This is a genomic window from Nocardioides psychrotolerans (assembly GCF_943371775.1).
GTDB lineage: Bacteria > Actinomycetota > Actinomycetes > Propionibacteriales > Nocardioidaceae > Nocardioides > Nocardioides psychrotolerans_A.
Window position 1 is genome coordinate 15,155 of record NZ_CALRWD010000008.1, and the last position, 19,039, is coordinate 34,193.

Consider the following 19,039-nt stretch of genomic DNA (forward strand, 5'->3'; position numbering starts at 1 on the left):
GAAGCAACAACCATCCTCAGGAAGAGGTCCCCATGACCGTCAACGCCGTCCGCCTCAACCACGCCGTGCTCTTCGTCTCCGACCTCGAGCGCAGCATCACCTTCTACCAGCAGGCCTTCGACATGAGGATCGTCGCGCGCGAGCCCCGTGCCGACGCCGCCTTCCTGCGCCTGCCCCGCTCCGGCAACCACCACGACCTCGGGCTCTTCGGCGTGGGCGCCCAGGCCCCGCGCCCCCGTGGCTCGCTCGGGCTCTACCACCTGGCCTGGCAGGTCGACACGATCGAGGAGCTCGAGCAGGCCCGCCTGACCCTGGCCGACCTCGACGCCCTCACGGGCGAGTCCAGCCACGGCGCGACCAAGAGCGTCTACGCCCACGACCCGGACGGCAACGAGTTCGAGGTGATGTGGATGCTGCCGAAGGCCAGCTGGGGCGACTACGCCGACGCCGCCCCCGTCGAGCGTCTCGACCTGGCCGGCGAGGTGCGCCGCTGGGCCGGGGTCCGCACGGCTGCCGAGCTGGTCCCGATCGAGGCGTCGTGACGACCGCGACCTACCCGGCGCCCGTCGTCGCGACGTACGGCTCCACGGACCCGGCCGCGCCCCTGGTGGTCCTGCTGCACGGCCGCGGCTCGGCAGAGCACGAGATCCTCGGGCTCGCCCAGCACCTGCCCGTCGGCCCGGCCTACGCCGCCGTGCGTGCTCCGATCGCCGAGGGCGGTGGCTACGCCTGGTTCGCCAACCGGGGCATCGGGCGCCCGGTCGCCGCGTCGCTCGAGAGCACGATGGCGTGGTTCAGCACGTGGCTCGACGACGTCGCCCCCGCGGGACGGCCGGTCGTGCTCGTCGGGTTCAGCGGTGGCGCGGCCTTCGCCGGCGGCCTGGTCCTGGACGACCCCGCTCGCTTCGCGGGCGCGGCGATCCTCTTCGGCACGCTGCCCTTCGACGCCGGGGTCCCGACCGACGCGGGTCGCCTGGCCAACCTGCCGGTCCTCGTGGCGCAGGGCGACGTCGACCACGTCATCCCGCGCGAGCTGCTCGACCGCACCTGGGACTACCTCCTGGCCGAGTCCGCAGCGACGACGGCCACGTTGCGGCGACCCGGCGGGCACGGGATCGATGCCGAGACCGTGCATGCACTGGGCGAGTGGATCACCACGCTAGCTCTCCTCCACGGACGACCGATGAGGCCCGAGGACGCCGAAGCGACCCTGCGGTCCGCGCGCGGATCGCGCCGCGCCGTGACTCCCTTCACCGACGCCGACCCCGCCCTCGACGCGGCCTGGGGCTACGGCGTACAGGACCTGGACCGGCAGCAGCGCCTGGCCGCCGGCGAGACCGTCATCGGCACCAAGCTCGGACTCACCAGTGAGGCCAAGCAGCAGCGGATGAATGTCGCGGAGCCCATCGTCGGGTTCCTCACCGACGTCATGCGGGTCGACGAGCACTCGGTCGCTGCGTCCCTGGGCCGGTGGATCCAACCGCGGATCGAGCCGGAGATCGGCTTCGTGACCGGGCAGGACATCACCGGACCCCTGGCGCTGGCCGAGGCCGCCCGGGCCGTCGATGCGGTCACCGTCGCGGCCGAGATCATCGACTCGAGGTACGACGACTACCGCTTCCGGCTCCCCGACGTGGTCGCCGACAACACCAGCGCCGCCGGGCTGGTGGCGGGTCCGCTGGTCCGGCTCGACGACCTCGACGCCCTGGTCGACGTCCGGTGCGAGCTCGAGGTGGACGGCCAGGTCGTCCACGCGGCCACGGGCGCTGCCATCCTCGGCCACCCGCTCCTCGCGATCGTCCACCTGGCGACGCACCTGGGCCAGCAGGGCCGGACCCTGCCGGCAGGCTCGCTGGTGCTGGCCGGGGCCCTCACCGACGCCGTCCCGCTGGTCGCCGGCAGCAGCTACGTGATCCGCATGGACACGCTCGGAGACCTGTCAGTCCGGCTGTGACGGCCTGCCCTCGGGCGGTCCGCTCATCCTGCGCAGGAGCAGCCCCAGCACCACCAGGGTGACGGCGCAGAGGATCCCGATCGGAGCCTCGATCGCCCAGACGGCCTCGTGGCCACGAGCGCTCGAGACGAAGGGCACGACCAGGATCGGCAGGCACGTCGACGCGATCCACACGAGCTGACCCACTACGGTCGCGTAGCCCATCGGGTGGCGTCGCAGCAGGAGGACCCCGCTGAGCGCGAGGGCCGGGAGGAAGAACGCCAGGTCAAGGACGTGCACCGGGTTGCTGGGCACGCGCCAGTCGCTGGCACTGGTCGACGGCCGCCCGGCCACCAGGTCCGGCACGATCTCGCTCATCCAGACCGCGCCGAACAACAGCGCGACGGCCACCAGGAAGCCAGCGGTCCTCGGCATCGCCCGGTGCGCGAACCGCGACTCGACCTGCGCGACGTCCACGGCGGACACGCTGCCGATGAGCGCGAAGAGGGCCAGCCCGAGCACCCCCACCCACACGAGGAACAGCGGCCCGAAGTGGAGGGAGAAGGCGTAGATCGCGTAGTTGTAGACCGTGAAGGCCAGAAGTCCCAGCAGGCACAGATGGGACCGCACGGAGCCACGGGCAGCCGCGACCGCGAGCGCCGCCATCGCCGGGGCGGCCAGGGCGAGGTTGACGACGTCCTGCGCGACGGCGGTGTCGGCGAGCAGGGCCGTCTCGCGGCCGTAGACGCGCGAGGTCGCCACGAGACCGACCACGCTGCCGGCACCCGCCAGCAGAGCGGCCGCCAAGGACAGCCAGAGCCAGGGTCTGGGCAGCGTCATGCGGGGCTCGGCACCGAGTCCCGCGCAGCGACGACCAAGCCCGCCGACCATCCCGGGGCACGACCACCCTGGGGCGGGTGGATGGTCGACAGGTCGTGACCGCTGCGCGCCAGCAACCACGCGACGAGCGAGTTGGAGTTCCACATCTCACCCGCGCCGAGCTCGTCGCGACCCCAGGTGGCGGTGGGGAAGGCAGGAGCCAACGACAGGGTGAGCTCGGCCCGGACCGCGTCACTGCTGACCCGTCGCGGGCTGTCGACAGCCTCCGCGAGATCCGGGATCGTGCCCCCCCGCCACCGTCGGACCTCATAGCGGAAGTAGCGCGACCGGCCCAGCCACCTGGACCCCACCGGTCCGTGGCAGACGACCCCGAGGTGCGGCTCGCTCGAGCCCCAGGCGGGCCCCATCTCGATGGTCCACTCGTCGTCGCCCAGCGCAACCACGAGCGCCGCGTGGAAGAGGTCGCCGCGAGGGCGGTGCTCGCGCCCAGCGGCGATCGCCTCGAGGAGCCGACCGTTGGTGCGCACGCAGTGCGTGTTGTCACCAGCTCCGAGCGGCAACCAGAAGAGGTCGACGCTCGCCGGCAGCATCATCGGGTCACTACCCACAGCGCATCACCCTCCCCCACCAGTGAAGTCCGCCTCGGCAGAACCCACCAGGGACGAACGTCCTGACGCCGACGATGCTCCGCCTCACCCCCAGGGGCGAGTAGCGTCGTGGCTGCGGCGCCGTTGTACCTCCATGCCCGACATCCCCCTGGCCCTTGCCCTCGTCTGGCTCGTCCTGGGGGTGGCGGCCGTGACCGCCGTCCTCGTACGACGCCGTCTCAAGCGCAGCAGGTCCCATCAGGTGGCCGGTACGGGAGAACGTCACCACCAGCACCCTCGGATCCACTAGCATCCCCCGGATCCATTCAGGGGGGTTCCAGACGTCAGGAGAGCTCGTTGTCCAGCTGGACGACACGAGGCGTTGTGGCGCCGGCACTGGGCGTCGTATTCCTCACCGCGGCACTGGTCGTCGACCTCGTCGCCAACGTCCAGCTCACGGCGGCCTACGCCACGGCGTCGGTGCTCGCCTCCATCAGCTGCCGCCCCGGACGCACGGCGGCGGTCGCGTGGCTCTCCCTCGCCGCCGCGTTCGTGTCGGGCGCGTCGCACGACACCCTCGGTGACACGGGCTGGTCCATCCGGCTGGCCAGCTGCCTCGTGGCGGGCGCGGCCTCGGTCGTCGCAGCCCACATGGCCAACCAGTACCGCCGCCGGATGCAGCACACCACCAGCCTCGCCCAGGACCTGCTCGATGCCCTCGCCGTCGAGCTGACGGGCGCTCGCACGGAGACCGAGGTCGCGGACGGCTTCCTCGGGAAGGCTGCCGGGCGGCTCGGAGCCGCGTCGGCGATGATCTTCGTGGTGGAGGAGGACGTGCTGCGGTCCGTCTCCTGGCTCGGACGCGGGGGGCCTCAGGCCGACGCCTACACCGAGATCCCGCTCGCCGCCGACCTTCCCGGGGCCGTTGCAGCCAGGTCGGGCCTGCCCCAGCACTACTCCGACCGGGCTGCGATCCTCGACGCCTTCCCGGCCCTGGCCGGCTACTATGAGGAGGAGCGCAGCCTCCACGTGCTCCCGCTGGTCGACGGGGACGCCTCCATCGGCCTGCTGGCGCTGACGTTCCCGCCGGGTGTCGTCGAGACGGCGGAGGAGCGGGGCCTTCTGGTCTCCCTCGCAGGCGCGCTGACGGCCGCCCTGACCCGCGCCCGGTCGCTCGCGCAGACCGATGCGGAGGTGCAGCGCACCGCGATCCTGAGCGAGGCGTCACGCACCCTCTCCCACAGCCTCGACTGGGACGAGACATTGGAGGAGGTGCATCGTCTCCTGGTCCCGCGGATGGCCGACTGGTGCTCCCTGCACCTGCTCCGCAACGGCACCCTGGAGACCGCCGCGGTCTGGCACCGCGACCCGGACACGAGCGCCTGGGCCCAGGGCATGCGGGACGTGTTCCCGGTCGACATGACGTCACCGACCGGCGCCCCGGCCGTCGTGCGGACCGGAGAGCCTGAGCTCTACGCCCACATCCCCGAGGAGCTCATCGAGGCCGCGGCGGTCAACGAGGAGCACGGGGCGCTCCTGAAGCGGCTCGGCCTGGTCAGCGCCGCGGTGGCCCCGCTGCGCAGCGGCGACGAGGTGATCGGCGCGCTGAGCCTGGCCTATGCGGAGTCCGGCCGGCACTACGGCCCCGAGGACACCGAGCTCCTGGTCGACCTCGCCGCGCGGGTCGCCTCGGCCCTGAGCAACGCCGACAGCTTCACCCGTCAGTCCCAGCGACTGACCGAGGTCATGAAGGTGGCGGCGGCCGCCCAGCAGGCGATCCTGGCCCCGCCTCCGCCCCAGGTGGGGCCCTTCGCCCTGTCCGCCCGCTACGTGAGCGCGGTCGAGGAGGCGCAGATCGGTGGCGACCTCTACGAGGTCGTGGCCCTCCCCGACCGGGTGCGGGTCCTGATCGGTGACGTCCGCGGCAAGGGCCTGGGTGCCGTGCGCACGGCGACCATCGTCCTGGGCGGGTTCCGCTCGGTCGCGGTGCTCGACATCCCCGTCGACGAGGTCGCGCGCCAGCTCGACAAGCACGTGCAGGTCTACCTCCACGACGAGGAGGACTTCGTCACCGCGGCGCTGATGGACCTCCACCACGACGGTCGCTTCAGCCTGGTGCTGTGCGGGCACCCGCCGCCGGTCCTCACGCACGACGACACGTGGCGCACCCTCGAGGCCACGCCCACGGTCCCCCTCGGCCTCGGGTCTTCGCCCCGGCCGGCCCATGGGCGCATGGTCCCCGGCGACCGGCTCATCCTCTTCACCGACGGCCTCCTCGAGGCGCGCCAGCCGGACGGCTCGTTCGTCGACCCCGAGCCGCTCTGGGCGATGGTGGCGTCCCAGCCGTTCCCCTACCTCCTCGACTCGTTGCTCGACGCGTTGCGGCACTGGACCGGGGAGCGCCTCCGCGACGACCTGGCGATGCTGTCGATCGAGCTCCAGGAGCCCGACCCGGCGCCGGACGCACCCGAGGGACCCGCGCTGTCACGTGTCGCCCGGGTCCTTCCTCCCGACGGCGCCAGCGTCGGTCTCGCCCGCCGTCTGGTCCGCACCCTGCTGAGGGCGACGCCCATGGAGGCCGCGACCGACGACGCCGAGCTCGTGGTGAGCGAGCTGGTCACCAACGCCCTGGTCCACGCCGGCGGCGAGGTCCACCTGATGCTCGCCCTCGACGGGTCCGGCCTCCGGGTCGAGGTCGCCGACGACAGCGCCCACCCGCCCGTACGCCGGGACTACTCGACGTCCTCGGGCACGGGCCGTGGCCTGCACCTGATCGAGAGCCTCGTGACGCGCTGGAGCACGTTTCGACTCGGCCACGGAAAGGTGGTCTGGGTCGAGATGGAGGATCCGCGCGGGCTCCCGTTCGCCGGAGCCCGCGCACCCTTCCCGGTGCCCGAGCCCGCCGCCGAGGACGTCGCCCTCGTCGAGCTGCGCAACGTGCCGCTCCTCATGCACGCCGCGTGGCAGGAGCACGCCTCCGCGCTGCTGCGCGAGTACCTCCTGGTCAAGCTGGACGACGACCCCACCATCCTCGAGCGGCACGCCCAGGCCAGCGACGCGATGAACCTCCTGCACGAGCAGGTGCCGGCCCCCGACCTGGGAGCCGACCCGGACGCCGTGATGAGCAGCGCGCTCGAGCCCCACGTCTCCATCGCGAGCATGACCCTGCGCGTGCCGGGCAGGTCGGTCGCGCACTTCGCGGTGCTCGACGAGCTCGTCCGTGACGCCCTGCAGCTCGCCGCCTCCCTCCAGCTCCTCGTCCCCCCGACACAGCCGGAGGTCCGGGCGATGTCGCACTGGTTGTGCCGCGAGGTGGTCGAGCAGTCCGGGACCGGCCGGGCACCGCAGGCCTGGAGTTCTCCGGAGCCGCAGCAGGTCTCCACCCCCGGCGCCTCGCAGCTCTGGGTCGAGGGTTGGGACTCCTGCGAGGTGTCCGACTCCCCGCAGGCCCTGATCGCCACCAATGAGGCCAGCCTGATCGTCGCGGTGAGCCGCACGGCTCTCGCGGCGCTCGGCTACGACCAGGAGGGCGACCTGGTCGGTCGTCCGGTCACCTGCATCGTCCCGTCGCGCTACCGGCAGGCCCACATCGCCGGCACCACGCTGCACGTCATCAACGGTCGTGACGCCCTGCTCGGTCGGGCCATCACGGTGCCGGTCGTCCTCGCCGACGGCCGTGAGGCGATGCGCGACATGACGGTGACGTCACGCTCGCTCCCCACCGGCAGGCGGCTGTTCGTCGCGGACCTCACGACAGGGCGCGACGAGTCGTGAGACCTCAGCCGAGCCGCCGAGCGAGGTAGGGCGCCGTCACCCCGACCCCCGCGGCGGCGACCTGACGGGGAGTCCCGACGGCCACCACCTCGCCGCCGCGATCGCCCCCGCCCGGGCCGAGGTCGATCATCCAGTCGGCGCCGGCGATGGTGTCGAGGTCGTGCTCGACGAGGACCACGGTGTCGCCCTCGTCGACGAGGCGGTGCAGCTGGCGCAGCAGCACGACGACGTCGGCGGGGTGCAGCCCGGACGTCGGCTCGTCGAGGAGGTAGAGCGTGTGACCGCGGCGGGCGCGCTGCAGCTCGGTCGCCAGCTTGATCCGCTGGGCCTCGCCACCGCTGAGCTCGGTCGCGGGCTGCCCGAGACGCAGGTAGCCCAGCCCCACCTCCCGCAACGTCTCGAGGCTGCGCGAGGCGGCCGGGCTGTCCGCGAGGAAGCCGGCCGCGTCGTCGACGGTCATCGCGAGCACGTCGGCGATGCTGCGCTCGCGGTAGGTCACCTCCAGCGTCTGCTCGTCGTAGCGCGCACCGTGGCACGTCGGGCACGGCGCGTAGGTGCCGGGCAGGAAGAGCAGCTCGATCGCGACGAACCCCTCCCCCTGGCAGGTCTCGCAGCGCCCCTCGACGGTGTTGAAGGAGAAGCGGCCGGCCGTGTAGCCGCGGGCGCGCGCCTCGTCGGTGGCCGCGAAGAGCTTGCGGACGGCGTCGAAGAGCCCGGTGTACGTCGCCAGGTTGGACCGCGGCGTCCGGCCGATCGGGCGCTGGTCGACCCGCACCATCCGGTCGACCGCCTCGAGCCCGTCGGCCCTGGCCACCGGCGCACCATCGGTCCCCACCGTCTCTGCGTCCTCCTCATCGCCCTCGGGCAGCCCGAGGTGCTCACGCACGAGCTCGGCGAGCACCTGGGTGACCAGGGTCGACTTGCCCGACCCCGACACCCCGGTGACGGCGGTCAGCACACCGGTCGGCACGTCGACCGCGAGGTCGGTCAGGTTGTGCCGGGTGACGCCGCTGAGCCGCAGCCAGCCGCGTGGCTCACGGGGCTCGCGCCCCTCGACCGGACCGAGGTCGAAGAGGTGCCGCGCCGTGACTGACTCGGCGACCTGCTCGAGCCCCGCGACGGGCCCGGAGTAGAGCACCCGGCCGCCACCCTCACCGGCCCCGGGGCCGATGTCCACGACCCAGTCGGCTCGTCGTACGACGTCCATGTCGTGCTCCACGACGAAGAGCGAGTTGCCGGCGGCGACCAGCGCGTCGAGCACGGCGAGCAGCGGCTCGGCATCGGCGGGGTGGAGGCCTGCGGAGGGCTCGTCGAGGACGTAGACCACGCCGAAGAGCCCGGAGCGCAGCTGGGTGGCGATCCGCAGGCGCTGGGCCTCGCCCGGCGAGAGGGTGGTCGAGCTCCTGCCCAGCGAGAGGTAGCCCAGGCCCAGGTCGAGGAGGACCTCGATGCGCGCCAGCAGGTCGGCGCACAGCCGCACCGTCACCTCGGTCTCTGCCTGGGTCGCGAAGGGGCGCAGCAGGTCGGCCACCTCGGCCAGCGAGGTGGCGTTGACCGTGGCGATCGAGGCGCCGGCGAAGTGCACCGCGAGCGCCTCCGCCTGGAGGCCGGTGCCGTGGCACTCACCGCAGGCAGCCTCCTCGACGAAGCGGAGGGCACGGGTGCGCATCTGCTCGCTCTTGGAGTCGGCGAGCACGTGGAGGACGTGCTTGCGGGCGCTCCAGAACTTGCCGTAGTAGCCGTGGTCGATGCGGTCGCGCTCCGGCTTGATCAGCACCGAGGGCTGCTCGTCGGTGAAGAGCAGCCAGTCGCGGTCCTTCTTGCGCAGCTTCTCGAAGGGCCGGTCGACGTCGATCCCGAGACCCGTCACGATGCTGCGCAGGTTGGCCCCCTGCCACGCACCGGGCCACGCGGCGATCGCGCCGTCGCGGATGCTCTTGGACGGGTCGGGGACCATCAGCTCCTCGGTCACGTCGTGGACCTGGCCGAGGCCGTGGCAGCGGGGGCACGCACCCGCCGCGGTGTTGGGCGAGAACGCCTCGGCCGCGAGGTGCCGGGCGCCGTCGGGGTAGGTGCCCGAGCGGGAGTAGAGCATCCGCAGCAGGTTGGACAGCGTGGTGATCGTGCCGACCGTCGAGCGCGAGCTGGCGGCGCCACGGCGCTGCTGGAGCGCCACGGCAGGTGGCAGGCCGGTGACCTCCTGCACGTGCGGGGCGTCGACCTGCTGCAGGAGCCGACGGGCGTAGGGCGCGACGGACTCGAAGTAGCGTCGCTGCGCCTCGGCGTACAACGTGCCGAAGGCCAGCGAGGACTTGCCCGATCCGGAGACGCCGGTGAAGGCGACCATGGCGTCGCGCGGCACGTCGACGTCGACGTTCCTCAGGTTGTGCTCGCTGGCACCACGCACGTGGACGAAGTGGTCGTTCGGGTCATGGGTCACCCGATCCGTTACCCGCCACCCTCGCGCTGAACCGTCCGCCGGGGCCCTCAGCCCACTCCGGACCCGAGGGCTGAGGTGCGGACCTGCCGGGTGTCGGCGTGCCGGAACACGACGAGCGCCACCAGACCGGCCACCACGCAGCTCGCGGCGGCGCCGAGGAAGATCGTCTGCAGCTGGACCAGCCCGGCGTCCTGCAGGATCCGGCTGAACTCCCGGCACCGGCTGTCCCCCTGGCCGCACACCTCCATCGGGGTGGGGAGGTCCGCCTGCTCGGCGAAGTAGCGACGCAGCCCGATGGCAGTCAGCACGCTGATGCCCACCAGCTTGCCGACGGTGCGCGCGACGATGAGCAGGGCGCTGGCCAGGCCGTGGACGCTGGCGTCGGTGGCCGCGAGCAGGGCGGCGTTCACCGGCGCCATCGCCAGGCCGATCCCCAGCCCGGCGGCCACCAGCGGCACCGTGGCCACCGGGCTCTCCAGCGCCTCGAACGCCCACTGCGACATCCACCCGAAGCCGACGGCGGAGACCGCCATCCCCAGCGCCGTGACCACCCCGGCGTTGAGGTGGTGGCTCAGCCACCCGCCGAGGAAGGCGCCGATGGGGAGCCCGACGAGGAAGCGCACCAGCACCAGCGCGGCCATGAGCTGAGAGTCGTTGTAGACCGTGAGCCGGGCGAAGATCGGAATGTCCACCAGGGCTGCGATCACCGCGGCGCCGACGAAGAAGCTGACGACCAGTGCCCCCCACGCCGGCGTCGCCGCCACCGCGCCCGGCGGCACCAACGGGTGGGTGACCGCCCGGTTGCGGAGCCAGAACAGCACGGCCGCGACCGCGCTCGTCGTCAGCAGCCACGGTCCTGCGGGTGAGAAGACCTGGACCTCCGGGTCGGCGGTCGAGAAGGTGAGGATCACCCCGGCCAGGACCACGGAGAGCAGCAGCGCGCCGAGCACGTCGACCTTCGCCAGGGTGTCGCGCCAGGACCGGAGGTCGAGGAGCGGCCGGCGCGCCGTCAGGCACCGCAGCACCAGCAGCGCCGTCAGCGCGAGGCAGGCCAGCGCCAGCGGGGAGAGCCACCGGCTGTCGCCGACGACGGGCAGGAAGGCGAGCCCCACGGTGATGTCTGCCAGGAGCCGATCGGGCTGGGTCATCACCAGCACCAGGCAGGCGAGTGCCGAGGTCGCCAGCGCCAACCCCGGCCAGTCGAGGCCGCGCGGCGCCGCGGGCCCGACGTCGTTCCTCACCGCGCTCCCGACGGCGCGCTGCTGGCGGATGACGGCGGCCAGGACGAAGCCGACGGCCAGGTTGATCCAGAAGATCGTGCGCCAGCTGCCGAAGGCGAGCACGACCGCGCCATAGACCGGGCCCACCACGTTGCCGAGCTCCTGCACCGCCCCGACCACGCCGAGAGGCATCCCGCGGCGGTGCGGCGGATAGAGGTCGGCGACGAGCGCGAGCGTCGGCGGCAGCAGCCCGCCGGCCCCCACACCCTGGAGCAGGCGGCCGACCACCACACTGCTCAGGTCGTACGCCGCCGCCGTGACCAGCGAGCCGAGCCCGAAGACGACCAGCGCGCCGACGAGCACCGGCAGCCGGCCGCGGATGTCGGCGATGCGACCGATGAGCGGCAGCATCGCGATGTAGCCGAGCAGGAAGCCGGAGATGATCGGCGCGGCCTTCTGCAGGTCCTCCGCCGAGAGCCCGGCCGAGCCCATCATGTCGGGCAGGGCGAGCACCACGACGTAGTTGTCCGCCGCGGCGAAGCCCACCGCGACCGCGGCCAGTCCCAGCAGCAGCCGGCCGCGCCGGTCCACTGCCGTGGGCGATACGTCGGGCACGGTCACGGCCTCGTGATGTCCTGGAGCGTGCCGTAGTCGTCGACGCCCACGGTGTAGTCCACGGTGCCTTTCGAGCCGTAGAACGGGCCTGACACCTCCACGCTCCGCAGCCGTCCGTCCTCGTCGATGTGGAACACGACCGGGAAGTCGGCGGACTCGTCGGCGCTCGGGATCGAGGCGTCCACCACCGCGCCGGGCAACGAACCGGCGTAGGTGCTCAGCACCAGCTCGCCGTCGCGGACGCGCTCGCCCTCCTCGATGCCCGTCGCGTCGACCAGCCATGACGACAGTCCGGTCTCGGGGTCCATGAGCCGGGCCGGGTCCGGCGCACCGTAGTCCGCGGGGTTCACCTCGGCGAACTCGGTCGTGAAGGGCAGCTGGGCGTAGACCGTGCCGTCCACCGAGACCACCGGCACGTCGACGTCCAGCCCGTTGACGACCACGGTCAGGTCCCCCTCGAAGGCGGGCGCGTGCGTGGCGGCGCCGGTCGCCTCCAGGACGCCGTCGACCTCGGCCGGGAGCTCCTCGGCGCTCAACGAGAGGGTCACCCCGCTGGTGTCGTCCAGGGCCTGCTTCGCCGCAGCCAGCACCTCCTGGGGGCTCTCCTCGGACCCCCCGCCCCCGTCCCCGGAGCAGGCACCGAGGGGCACCACCAGGACGGCCAGCAGGAGGACCGCACGGGTGCGACCACCTCGCGCCGCATGGCCACGTGCTCCTGCCCCCGTCACTCCACGATGTCTGCTCACATCCCCAGCGTCACGCCCCCGGCGCCTCCCCACCAGGGTCGGAGGTCCGCACCTGACGGGGCCTGCTCGAGCGCGGTCGGCTGTCAGGCGCGGTCCCTCGCACCGGGCGGCTGGAAGGGCGTGGTGCCGCAGGCGAAGAAGTACGGCGTCCGGTCGATCGGGGCCCGGATCGTGGCGGTCGTCGACCCTGCGAACCGTCGGCCCGTGACCGGGTCGCGCCAGCACCCGGGCGGGAACACCACCCGGCGGGTCGTGGCGCCCTGGGTCACGACCGGGGCGACCAGGACGTCGGGACCGAGCAGGTACTGCTGGTCGAGCCTCCCGACCCCGCGCATGCCTGGGTGGGCGAGCCACATCGGTCGCGTGATGGGCATGCCGGTGCGCTTGGCCTCGCGCCACAGCCTCAGGATGTAGGGCTCCGCGGCCCGGTGCAGCAGCAGGGAGTCGCGATGGATCTGCGCGGCCCGGTCGTCCCAGCTCCACGGGAACTTCTGACCCTGCACGGGTCCACCGTGCACCCGGTTGCCCGGCGTGAGCGCGGCGTACCACGACCACCGCAGGAACAGCTCGCGGCTCGGGGGACCGGAGAGCAGGTCCATGTAGCCGCCCGTGTCGCAGTGGAAGCCGTAGGCACCCCCGATCGCACGGTTGAGCATGTCCGTGGTGAGGGCGGCGATGCCGGTGGTGCGGGTCCAGTTGGACTCGTAGTCGCCGCACCAGTTGGCCGACTCGTAGGCCGCCGACCCCGGCCGCCCGGAGTAGCCCGAGCGCACGTAGAACATCGGCTCGGTGCGCTCCGGGTGCTCCCGGTGCCACTCCTCGATGATCCGACGTGTGGCCCGGTGGAAGTCGATCGGGTAGCGGTTGTGCGCGGTGCGGCCGGTCGAGCCGTCAGCGAAGCGCATGTCCCACATCGTCTGCTCGCCGAAGTCCTGCATGAACCCGTCCGCCCCGGCATCGAGCACGGCACGGATCCGTTGCCGCCACCACCGGATGGTGGCCGGGTTGGTGAAGTCGAGCTGCACCGCCAGCCGACCGGGCGCGAGCGTGTCGGAGAAGACGTACGGCGACCCGTCGACCCGCGTGGCGCCGTACCCCTGCCGCAGCGCGGTGGTGAAGGCGTCGTCGTCCTCCAGCCCCTGACCGTCGTTGCCGGCCCAGGCGCGGAAGTAGACCAGCGGACGCATCCCGTGGCGCCTGATGAGCGTGATGATGTCGTCGAGGCGCCCGACCCTCTTCAGCAGCCACCACGCCTCGAAGCTGAACGCCTCGTAGGGCAGGTCGAGCTCCTCGATCTTGCGCAGCGAGGCGCGGATCTCGGCCTCGTAGGTCGCCGGGGACTTGCCCGTGGTGCCGCCGCTGAGGGTCTGGGCGAAGATCGGCGCCACCTGCCAGCGCGGGGGCACCGGCGTGCGCCCCGTGATCGCCGTCAGCGTGCGGATCGCCTTCGGCCCCGATCCCGGAGCGACGGTGAACCTGAGCCCGCGCGAGCTGCTGTCCACCTGCCAGGCGTCGTCACGGTCCGAGCGCATCCGCCACCGCGACAGCTCGCTCTGCTCCAGGAAGAAGCCGTAGGGCCGGGACGAGATGAACTGCGCCTGCTGGTACCACCCCGACTGCGGCTGGCCGGCGAAGGGCGGCTCGTCGAAGATCGTCTGCTCGATCCAGTTGAAGAAGCTCTCCCCCGCCTGGTCCATCGCGTTGCGACGCCCACCGAATCCGCGGAACGCCTCGTCGCGCCCCGAGGTGAAGCTCGCCCCCACGAACGCGACCCCCGTGTCGGGGACCAGGCGCACATGCGTCCGCACGGCGTCACCGCGGTCGGGGCGCACCTCCACGACCGCCCTCCGGCCGGTCGGGTCGTCGGTCGCCACCCGCAGCCGGAGTCCGCCGTCCGGCAGGCGCCTCGAGGACAGCACGTCGGTGAGGGAGTACGTCGCCCCGGCCGACAGCGTGAGGAACGGGTTGGCGGTGACCACCGGGAACGGCTCGGCCTGGGTCATCTCGACCCGGCCGACCGTGAAGGTGATCGGGGCGTAGCGCGGAGGGACGACGTCGGTGTCCCCCACCGTGCCCAGCACGTCGGACACGTGCAGGCTCGGGGTCGGACGGCCGCTGGTGGGCACGGAGGACAGCACCTCGCGGCCGGAGTCACGGAAGGACAACCCGAACGGCCTCGACCGCACCACGGCGCTGGCGCTCCCCGCGCGCACCCGCAGGCTCTGGCGCGGCGCCTCCCGGGAGGTGCGAGCCGTCAGGCCGAGGACCTCGATCGTGCGCTGCGCCATCCGCTGCTCCCCCAGCGCGTTGGGGTGCACGATGACCGGGTTGTCCCCCAGCACCGCCGGCTCGATCCACCGGCGTCCCGCCGGCTGGCAGGCGTCGTGCCCCTCCGAGACCCGCGCGAAGTCGACGTACTCCGCCCCGGTCGCGCGGGCCGCCCGGCGGATCGCGTCGTTGAGCACCGTCTGGATCCGACGCACGTAGGGAACGTCGCCCTGCGCCACCGGCATCGTGGGGAAGCAGCCTCCTGTGCGCGGCAGGACCCACGGGATCCCCAGGATCGCCACCCGCGCCCGCGGCGCCCGCTCCCGCACGCCGCGCAGCGCCCGCACCAGAGCGGGGTACGTCGTCGTGCGGATGGTCCGGGCGAAGGAGTCGCCGTAGGTGTCGCGACACGGGCTGCCCCGTCCCAGCGTGGCGAGGCCGGCCGTGCCGCAGGCGGCCTGGATGCGGAGGAACCCCAGGCTGTCGTTGAGCCCGATCGTCATCGTCACCAGCTCGGTCCCGCGCTCGAGGGCGTCGAGCTGGGGCGGCACGTCGGGGTACTGCGAGGTCCGGAAGTGACCGGTGTCGGCGCCGCCGCAGGTGACGTCCACCCGCCGGGCACCGACGGCCGCGGCGATCAGGCTCGGATAGCTGCGGGTCGAGCGCTGGCACTGCGGGGGCGCGGCGGTGTCCAGCGGCATCACGCCGGCCGCGGAGCTGAAGGAGTCACCCATCGCGACGTAGCGGATCGCACGCCCGTCCGCGGTCCCGCCGGCGGAGCCCGCGGCGCCGGCGGAGCGGTCGCTGGCGGAGAGGTCGCTGGCGGACGAGCCGGGAGCCGTCAGGCCCGCGACGAGCATGACCAGGACGACGAGCAGGGCAGGGGTCAACAGACCGCGGCGGACACGCAACGGGGCTCCTGTGGATCGAGGGTGGAAGGGGTGGCGTGCGTGGTCCGGCGCGCCCCCACGGCGGTCATCAGCATCGGAAAGGCCCGGTGCAGCTCGCGGCGCCAGTAGCGCCAGGTGTGGGTGCCAGGTCCGTAGAGGTGCGCGGTCACCGACGCACCGGCCGCGCGCAGCCGCGCGAGCAGCCGGCGGTTCATCGCACCGATCGTGGCCTCGAGGAGGTCGGCGCCAGCCTCGGCACCACGGTCGAGCGGCCCGGGCGCGCCGTCGCCACTGGAGAGGTAGAGGGGGATCGAGCCAAGACGTGGGACCAGGTCGTAGGGGTTGTGGGCGGCCCACACGTCCCGATCGAGCACCGGATCACCCCAGAGCGCGGTGGGGTCGTCGCCACCGGAGGCCACGAGCCCGCTCGTCAGTGCCGGCCCGCGCACGTCCATCAGGGTGTGCACGACACCGCTGAAGCTCGCCGCGGCCGCGAACATCCCGGGGTGGCGCGCGGCGTAGGACAACGCACCGAACCCGCCCATCGACAACCCGGCGACCGCCCGCCGTGTGCCGCCGCCGTAGTCGCGCTCGACGATGCGCCTGAGCTCCCGGAGGTGGAAGTCCTCCCACCGGGGTGCGCCGCCGCGCCCGTGGTGGGCCCAGTCGGAGTAGAAGCCGGCCCATCCCGCAGGCGGCATCACCACGATGACGCCGTACGTCGCCGCGAGCCGCTCGACATCGGTGTTGCGGGTCCAGACCCGGTGGGCGTCGCGCTCGCAGCAGCCGTGGAGCAGGTAGAGCACCGGCCAGCGTCGTGCGCTGCCGGACGACCAACCGCGCGGCAGCAGGAGGCGTGCCGTCGCACGACCCTGCAGGGCGGGCGAGGCGATCGTGACGTCCACCTCGCGACCCGGACGGATCCAGCGCTCGTCCACGACTCGGGCCGACCCGGGCGCAGCCGAGCCGGCCGTGGTGATCGACGACGACACGGGCGCGGGCCCCGCCCCGGGCGCCGCGCCCAGCAGCAGCGCGAGGACGAGTGGCGCGACCAGGCGCCACCCCGCACCGCTGCTGTTCCCCATGTCGGCCCCACGGATCCTGTCTCGACGGTCCGAGACCGTTGCGTACGGACCTGTACGCGACCAGCAAAGTACGGAGCCGTACCCGACTTTGTCAAGCGTGCCGGCGTCCCGGTAGCGTCGCTTCCGTGACCAACGCTCCCCCTGCTGCCGAGCGGCTGCCGCACGGCCCGCACGGCCTGTCGCGGGAGGAGGTCCGCGCCTCGCAGCGGCACCGGATGCTGGAGGCGACGCTCGTCGCGGTCGGCTCCCGGGGCTACGCCGCCACCACCGTCGCCCACGTGACCGCCCAGGCCCGCGTCTCCCGCAGCGCGTTCTACGAGCAGTTCGCCGACAAGCGCGACGCCTTCCTCGCCGCCTACGACCAGTGGGGCCACCGCTTCTTCGACGACCTGCTGCGCATCGGCAGTCGACCGGCCCCCCTGCGCGAGGTCGTGGCCGCCTGCGGCGAGCTGATCATCGACCGCGGCCTGCGCGAGCCCGAGGCGGCCCGGGCGTTCATCCTGGAGGTCTACGCCACCGGCGAGGTCGGCCTCCAACGGCGCGAGGAGATGCTCACGCTCGGCCAGAGCCTCTTCCACGGCCTCGCCGCCGAGCTCCGCCGCCAGCACCCCGACCTGCCGCCGCTGAACCCGTCCCTGGGTCTGGCCGTGATCGGCGCCTCCTTCGAGCTGTGCGCCCAGGCGTTGCGCCACCCCGACGACGACTCCCTCGACCGCGTGCGCCAGGCCGTCGAGGACCTCTGGCTGCTGGGGCTGACCGGCGTTCCCTCACCCCTGGCGTGACGTCGAGGTCGAGGTCTGAGGGCCTCCTCGCGATCTCGTGCAACCCTGGGAGCACGCGATGCGTGTAAGGGGTGTGCCGCACACAGTGACGAGGGATGCATCCGTGGTGGCGTTCGACTCCTGGCTGGTCGCACGCGAGCCGGCCCTGCAGCGCCTCGCGCTGCTCCTGACCAATGACGAGCACGCCGCCCAGGACCTCGTTCAGACCACGCTGGCCAAGCTCTACCTCGCCTGGGACCGCCTCGACGACCGCGACCGCCTCGACGGCTACGCGCGCCGGATCCTGCTCAACGAGCACCGCTCGGCCTGGCGGCGACAGTGGCGGCGCCGCGAGGTGATGACCGACGACCCACCGGACGTCGGCCAGCCGGCGATCGAGTACGACGGCAGCCGGGAGGCCGTCTGGCGCTTCGTCGCGTCACTGCCACCGCGACAACGCGCCGTGATCGTGCTGCGTTACTACGAAGACCTCTCGGAGGCGGAGATCGCCGACGCCCTCAGCATCTCGCTCGGCACCGTGAAGTCCCAGGCGAGCCGGGCACTCGCCGCACTGCGCACCCGCCTTCCCGAGGAGATGTCATGACCCGGCCCGAGGACCTCCTCAGCGACGCCCTGCGCGAGCGGATCGAGCACTTCGAGGCGCCCTCGACCCCGCTGAGTGACGTCGTCTCCACCGCACGGCACCTGCGTCGTCGCCGCAACCTCCGCGCCGGTGTCGCCACCGCAGCCGCCGCCCTGGTGCTCGCGGCACCGTTCGTCGTCAACGCCTCACGGTCCAGCGACACCGGCAACGGGCCGGCCGGCCCCTCGCAGGAGTCGACGGCGCCGGTGACGCTGGCCGACGTCGCCCTCGGCGCTCCCCCCACCATCGCCTGGATCGACGGTCGCGACTACGTCGCCGCTGACGGCACCAGGACCAGGCTGCCCTTCGACGACGTCGTCCGCGTCGTGCCCTACCGCGACTCGCTCCTGGTGGTGCGCCGCGGAGACGGTCACGTCATCTGGCTCGGCCACGAGGACGAGGCGCAGTGGTGCGGTCACGGCAGCCTGGCCCTCAGCCCGGACGGGGCCTCCACCGCCTTCGCCGTCAGCCCGGCGACCGCCGACTGCACGCGTGGCGGTGGCGAGATCACCCTCCACGTGGGACCCACCGGACCCTCCTCGACCGCCGACCGGACCCGGCCGATGCCGCTCCGGGACGCCGGCCTGGTCGGGATCCTCGGCGACGCGGTCGTCGCCAGCCCCTACAACGAGGGGCAGCCCGTGCTCCTCGGCCTCGACGGCACCACGACCACCCTCGACCCGCTCGCCAGGGTCACGGGCGTCAACGCACGCCTGGGTCTCGTCAGCGGGCGCCTCGCCGGCAGCCAGGACGCACCGCCCACCGGCGCGGTCCTCGACCCGACCACCGGATCCGTGAGCTGGACGAGCCCGGGCTGGCTGCTGCAAGACTTCAGCCCGGACGGGTCGTCGGTCGTCGGGCTGCGCCCCGGGGCCCCCGACGCACCCCTGACCTGGGGTGTCTTCGACGCCGCCTCCGGCAGCCAGCTCCACGAGTTCACCACCCCCGCGGGCTTCGCCTTCTGGACTGCCGTGTGGGAGGACGACCAACACCTCCTCCTGGACACCACCCAGGGCGACGCCCAGGCCCTCGTGCGGGTGGCCCTCGACGGCACGCTCCAGCTCGCGACCGAGCCCAGCCCGATCGACGCGGACTCCCCTGCTGGCCGCTACGCGCTGGCACCCAACGCCTTCCCGTGACGGGCGCGGAGCTTCTTGGCTGCGACCTTGGCCTTCCCAGGGCACAGTTCGACCGAGCCAGCCAGGGCCATGCAGCGGTAGGTCTGCTGGGCCACCTC

Annotated in this window: 13 protein-coding genes; 6 read left to right on the forward strand and 7 right to left on the reverse strand. The window is 72.9% G+C overall.

Annotated features, from left to right (window positions below):
• Positions 1-32: 32 nt before the first annotated feature.
• Together AAG827_RS04015 and AAG827_RS04020 are read left to right on the forward strand one after the other, a co-directional pair.
• A complete protein-coding gene (locus AAG827_RS04015; RefSeq protein WP_341924523.1) occupies positions 33-542 on the forward strand; it encodes a VOC family protein in 510 nt (169 codons plus the stop codon).
• A complete protein-coding gene (locus tag AAG827_RS04020; protein ID WP_341924524.1) occupies positions 539-1,954 on the forward strand; it encodes a fumarylacetoacetate hydrolase family protein in 1,416 nt (471 codons plus the stop codon). Before AAG827_RS04015 ends, AAG827_RS04020 begins: the two co-directional genes overlap by 4 nt.
• On the opposite strand, the gene AAG827_RS04025 is transcribed toward AAG827_RS04020, so the two are convergent.
• Both AAG827_RS04025 and AAG827_RS04030 read right to left on the reverse strand, forming a co-directional pair.
• Positions 1,940-2,773: a hypothetical protein gene (locus tag AAG827_RS04025; RefSeq protein WP_341924525.1), complete on the reverse strand. Its 834-nt coding sequence runs from the start codon at positions 2,771-2,773 to the stop codon at positions 1,940-1,942. The genes AAG827_RS04020 and AAG827_RS04025 overlap by 15 nt on opposite strands.
• Positions 2,770-3,381, reverse strand: coding sequence for a hypothetical protein (locus tag AAG827_RS04030; protein ID WP_341924526.1), 612 nt, complete (start codon positions 3,379-3,381; stop codon positions 2,770-2,772). The genes AAG827_RS04025 and AAG827_RS04030 overlap by 4 nt, the downstream gene beginning before the upstream one ends.
• Before the next feature lie 363 nt (positions 3,382-3,744).
• Here AAG827_RS04030 and AAG827_RS04035 point away from each other — a divergent pair, with 363 nt between their 5' ends.
• Positions 3,745-7,134 carry a SpoIIE family protein phosphatase gene (locus AAG827_RS04035; RefSeq protein WP_341924527.1) on the forward strand — a complete coding sequence of 1,130 codons (3,390 nt, stop codon included), beginning with the start codon at positions 3,745-3,747 and terminating at the stop codon, positions 7,132-7,134.
• 4 nt (positions 7,135-7,138) lie between these two features.
• Here AAG827_RS04035 and AAG827_RS04040 read toward each other — a convergent pair whose 3' ends face one another.
• From AAG827_RS04040 to AAG827_RS04060, 5 genes are all read right to left on the reverse strand, one after another.
• The gene (locus tag AAG827_RS04040; protein ID WP_341924528.1) at positions 7,139-9,574 is read right to left on the reverse strand and encodes an excinuclease ABC subunit UvrA; all 2,436 of its coding nucleotides are present in this window, start codon (positions 9,572-9,574) and stop codon (positions 7,139-7,141) included.
• A 47-nt stretch (positions 9,575-9,621) separates the two neighbouring features.
• Positions 9,622-11,409 (reverse strand): MFS transporter, encoded by a 1,788-nt coding sequence (locus tag AAG827_RS04045; protein WP_341924529.1) that lies wholly within the window; start codon positions 11,407-11,409, stop codon positions 9,622-9,624.
• A 2-nt stretch (positions 11,410-11,411) separates the two neighbouring features.
• Positions 11,412-12,137, reverse strand: a complete 726-nt coding sequence (locus AAG827_RS04050) for an LppX_LprAFG lipoprotein (protein WP_341924530.1) — start codon at positions 12,135-12,137, stop codon at positions 11,412-11,414.
• A 101-nt stretch (positions 12,138-12,238) separates the two neighbouring features.
• Positions 12,239-15,334, reverse strand: a complete 3,096-nt coding sequence (locus AAG827_RS04055; RefSeq protein ID WP_341924531.1) for a TIM-barrel domain-containing protein — start codon at positions 15,332-15,334, stop codon at positions 12,239-12,241.
• Complete coding sequence (locus tag AAG827_RS04060) at positions 15,310-16,398, reverse strand: alpha/beta hydrolase family protein (RefSeq protein ID WP_341924532.1); 1,089 nt, start codon at positions 16,396-16,398, stop codon at positions 15,310-15,312. Before AAG827_RS04060 ends, AAG827_RS04055 begins: the two co-directional genes overlap by 25 nt.
• Positions 16,399-16,523: 125 nt before the next feature.
• On the opposite strand from AAG827_RS04060, the gene AAG827_RS04065 reads away from it, so the two are divergent.
• The 3 genes from AAG827_RS04065 to AAG827_RS04075 all read left to right on the forward strand — a co-directional run bounded on the left by AAG827_RS04065 (position 16,524) and on the right by AAG827_RS04075 (position 18,941).
• Entirely contained in the window at positions 16,524-17,180 is a 657-nt protein-coding gene (locus AAG827_RS04065) for a TetR/AcrR family transcriptional regulator (RefSeq protein WP_341924533.1), read from the forward strand.
• Positions 17,181-17,283: 103 nt separating this feature from the next.
• Positions 17,284-17,763: a SigE family RNA polymerase sigma factor gene (locus AAG827_RS04070; protein ID WP_341924534.1), complete on the forward strand. Its 480-nt coding sequence runs from the start codon at positions 17,284-17,286 to the stop codon at positions 17,761-17,763.
• Positions 17,760-18,941 (forward strand): hypothetical protein, encoded by a 1,182-nt coding sequence (locus AAG827_RS04075; protein WP_341924535.1) that lies wholly within the window; start codon positions 17,760-17,762, stop codon positions 18,939-18,941. The genes AAG827_RS04070 and AAG827_RS04075 overlap by 4 nt, the downstream gene beginning before the upstream one ends.
• The last annotated feature ends 98 nt before the right edge of the window (positions 18,942-19,039 follow it).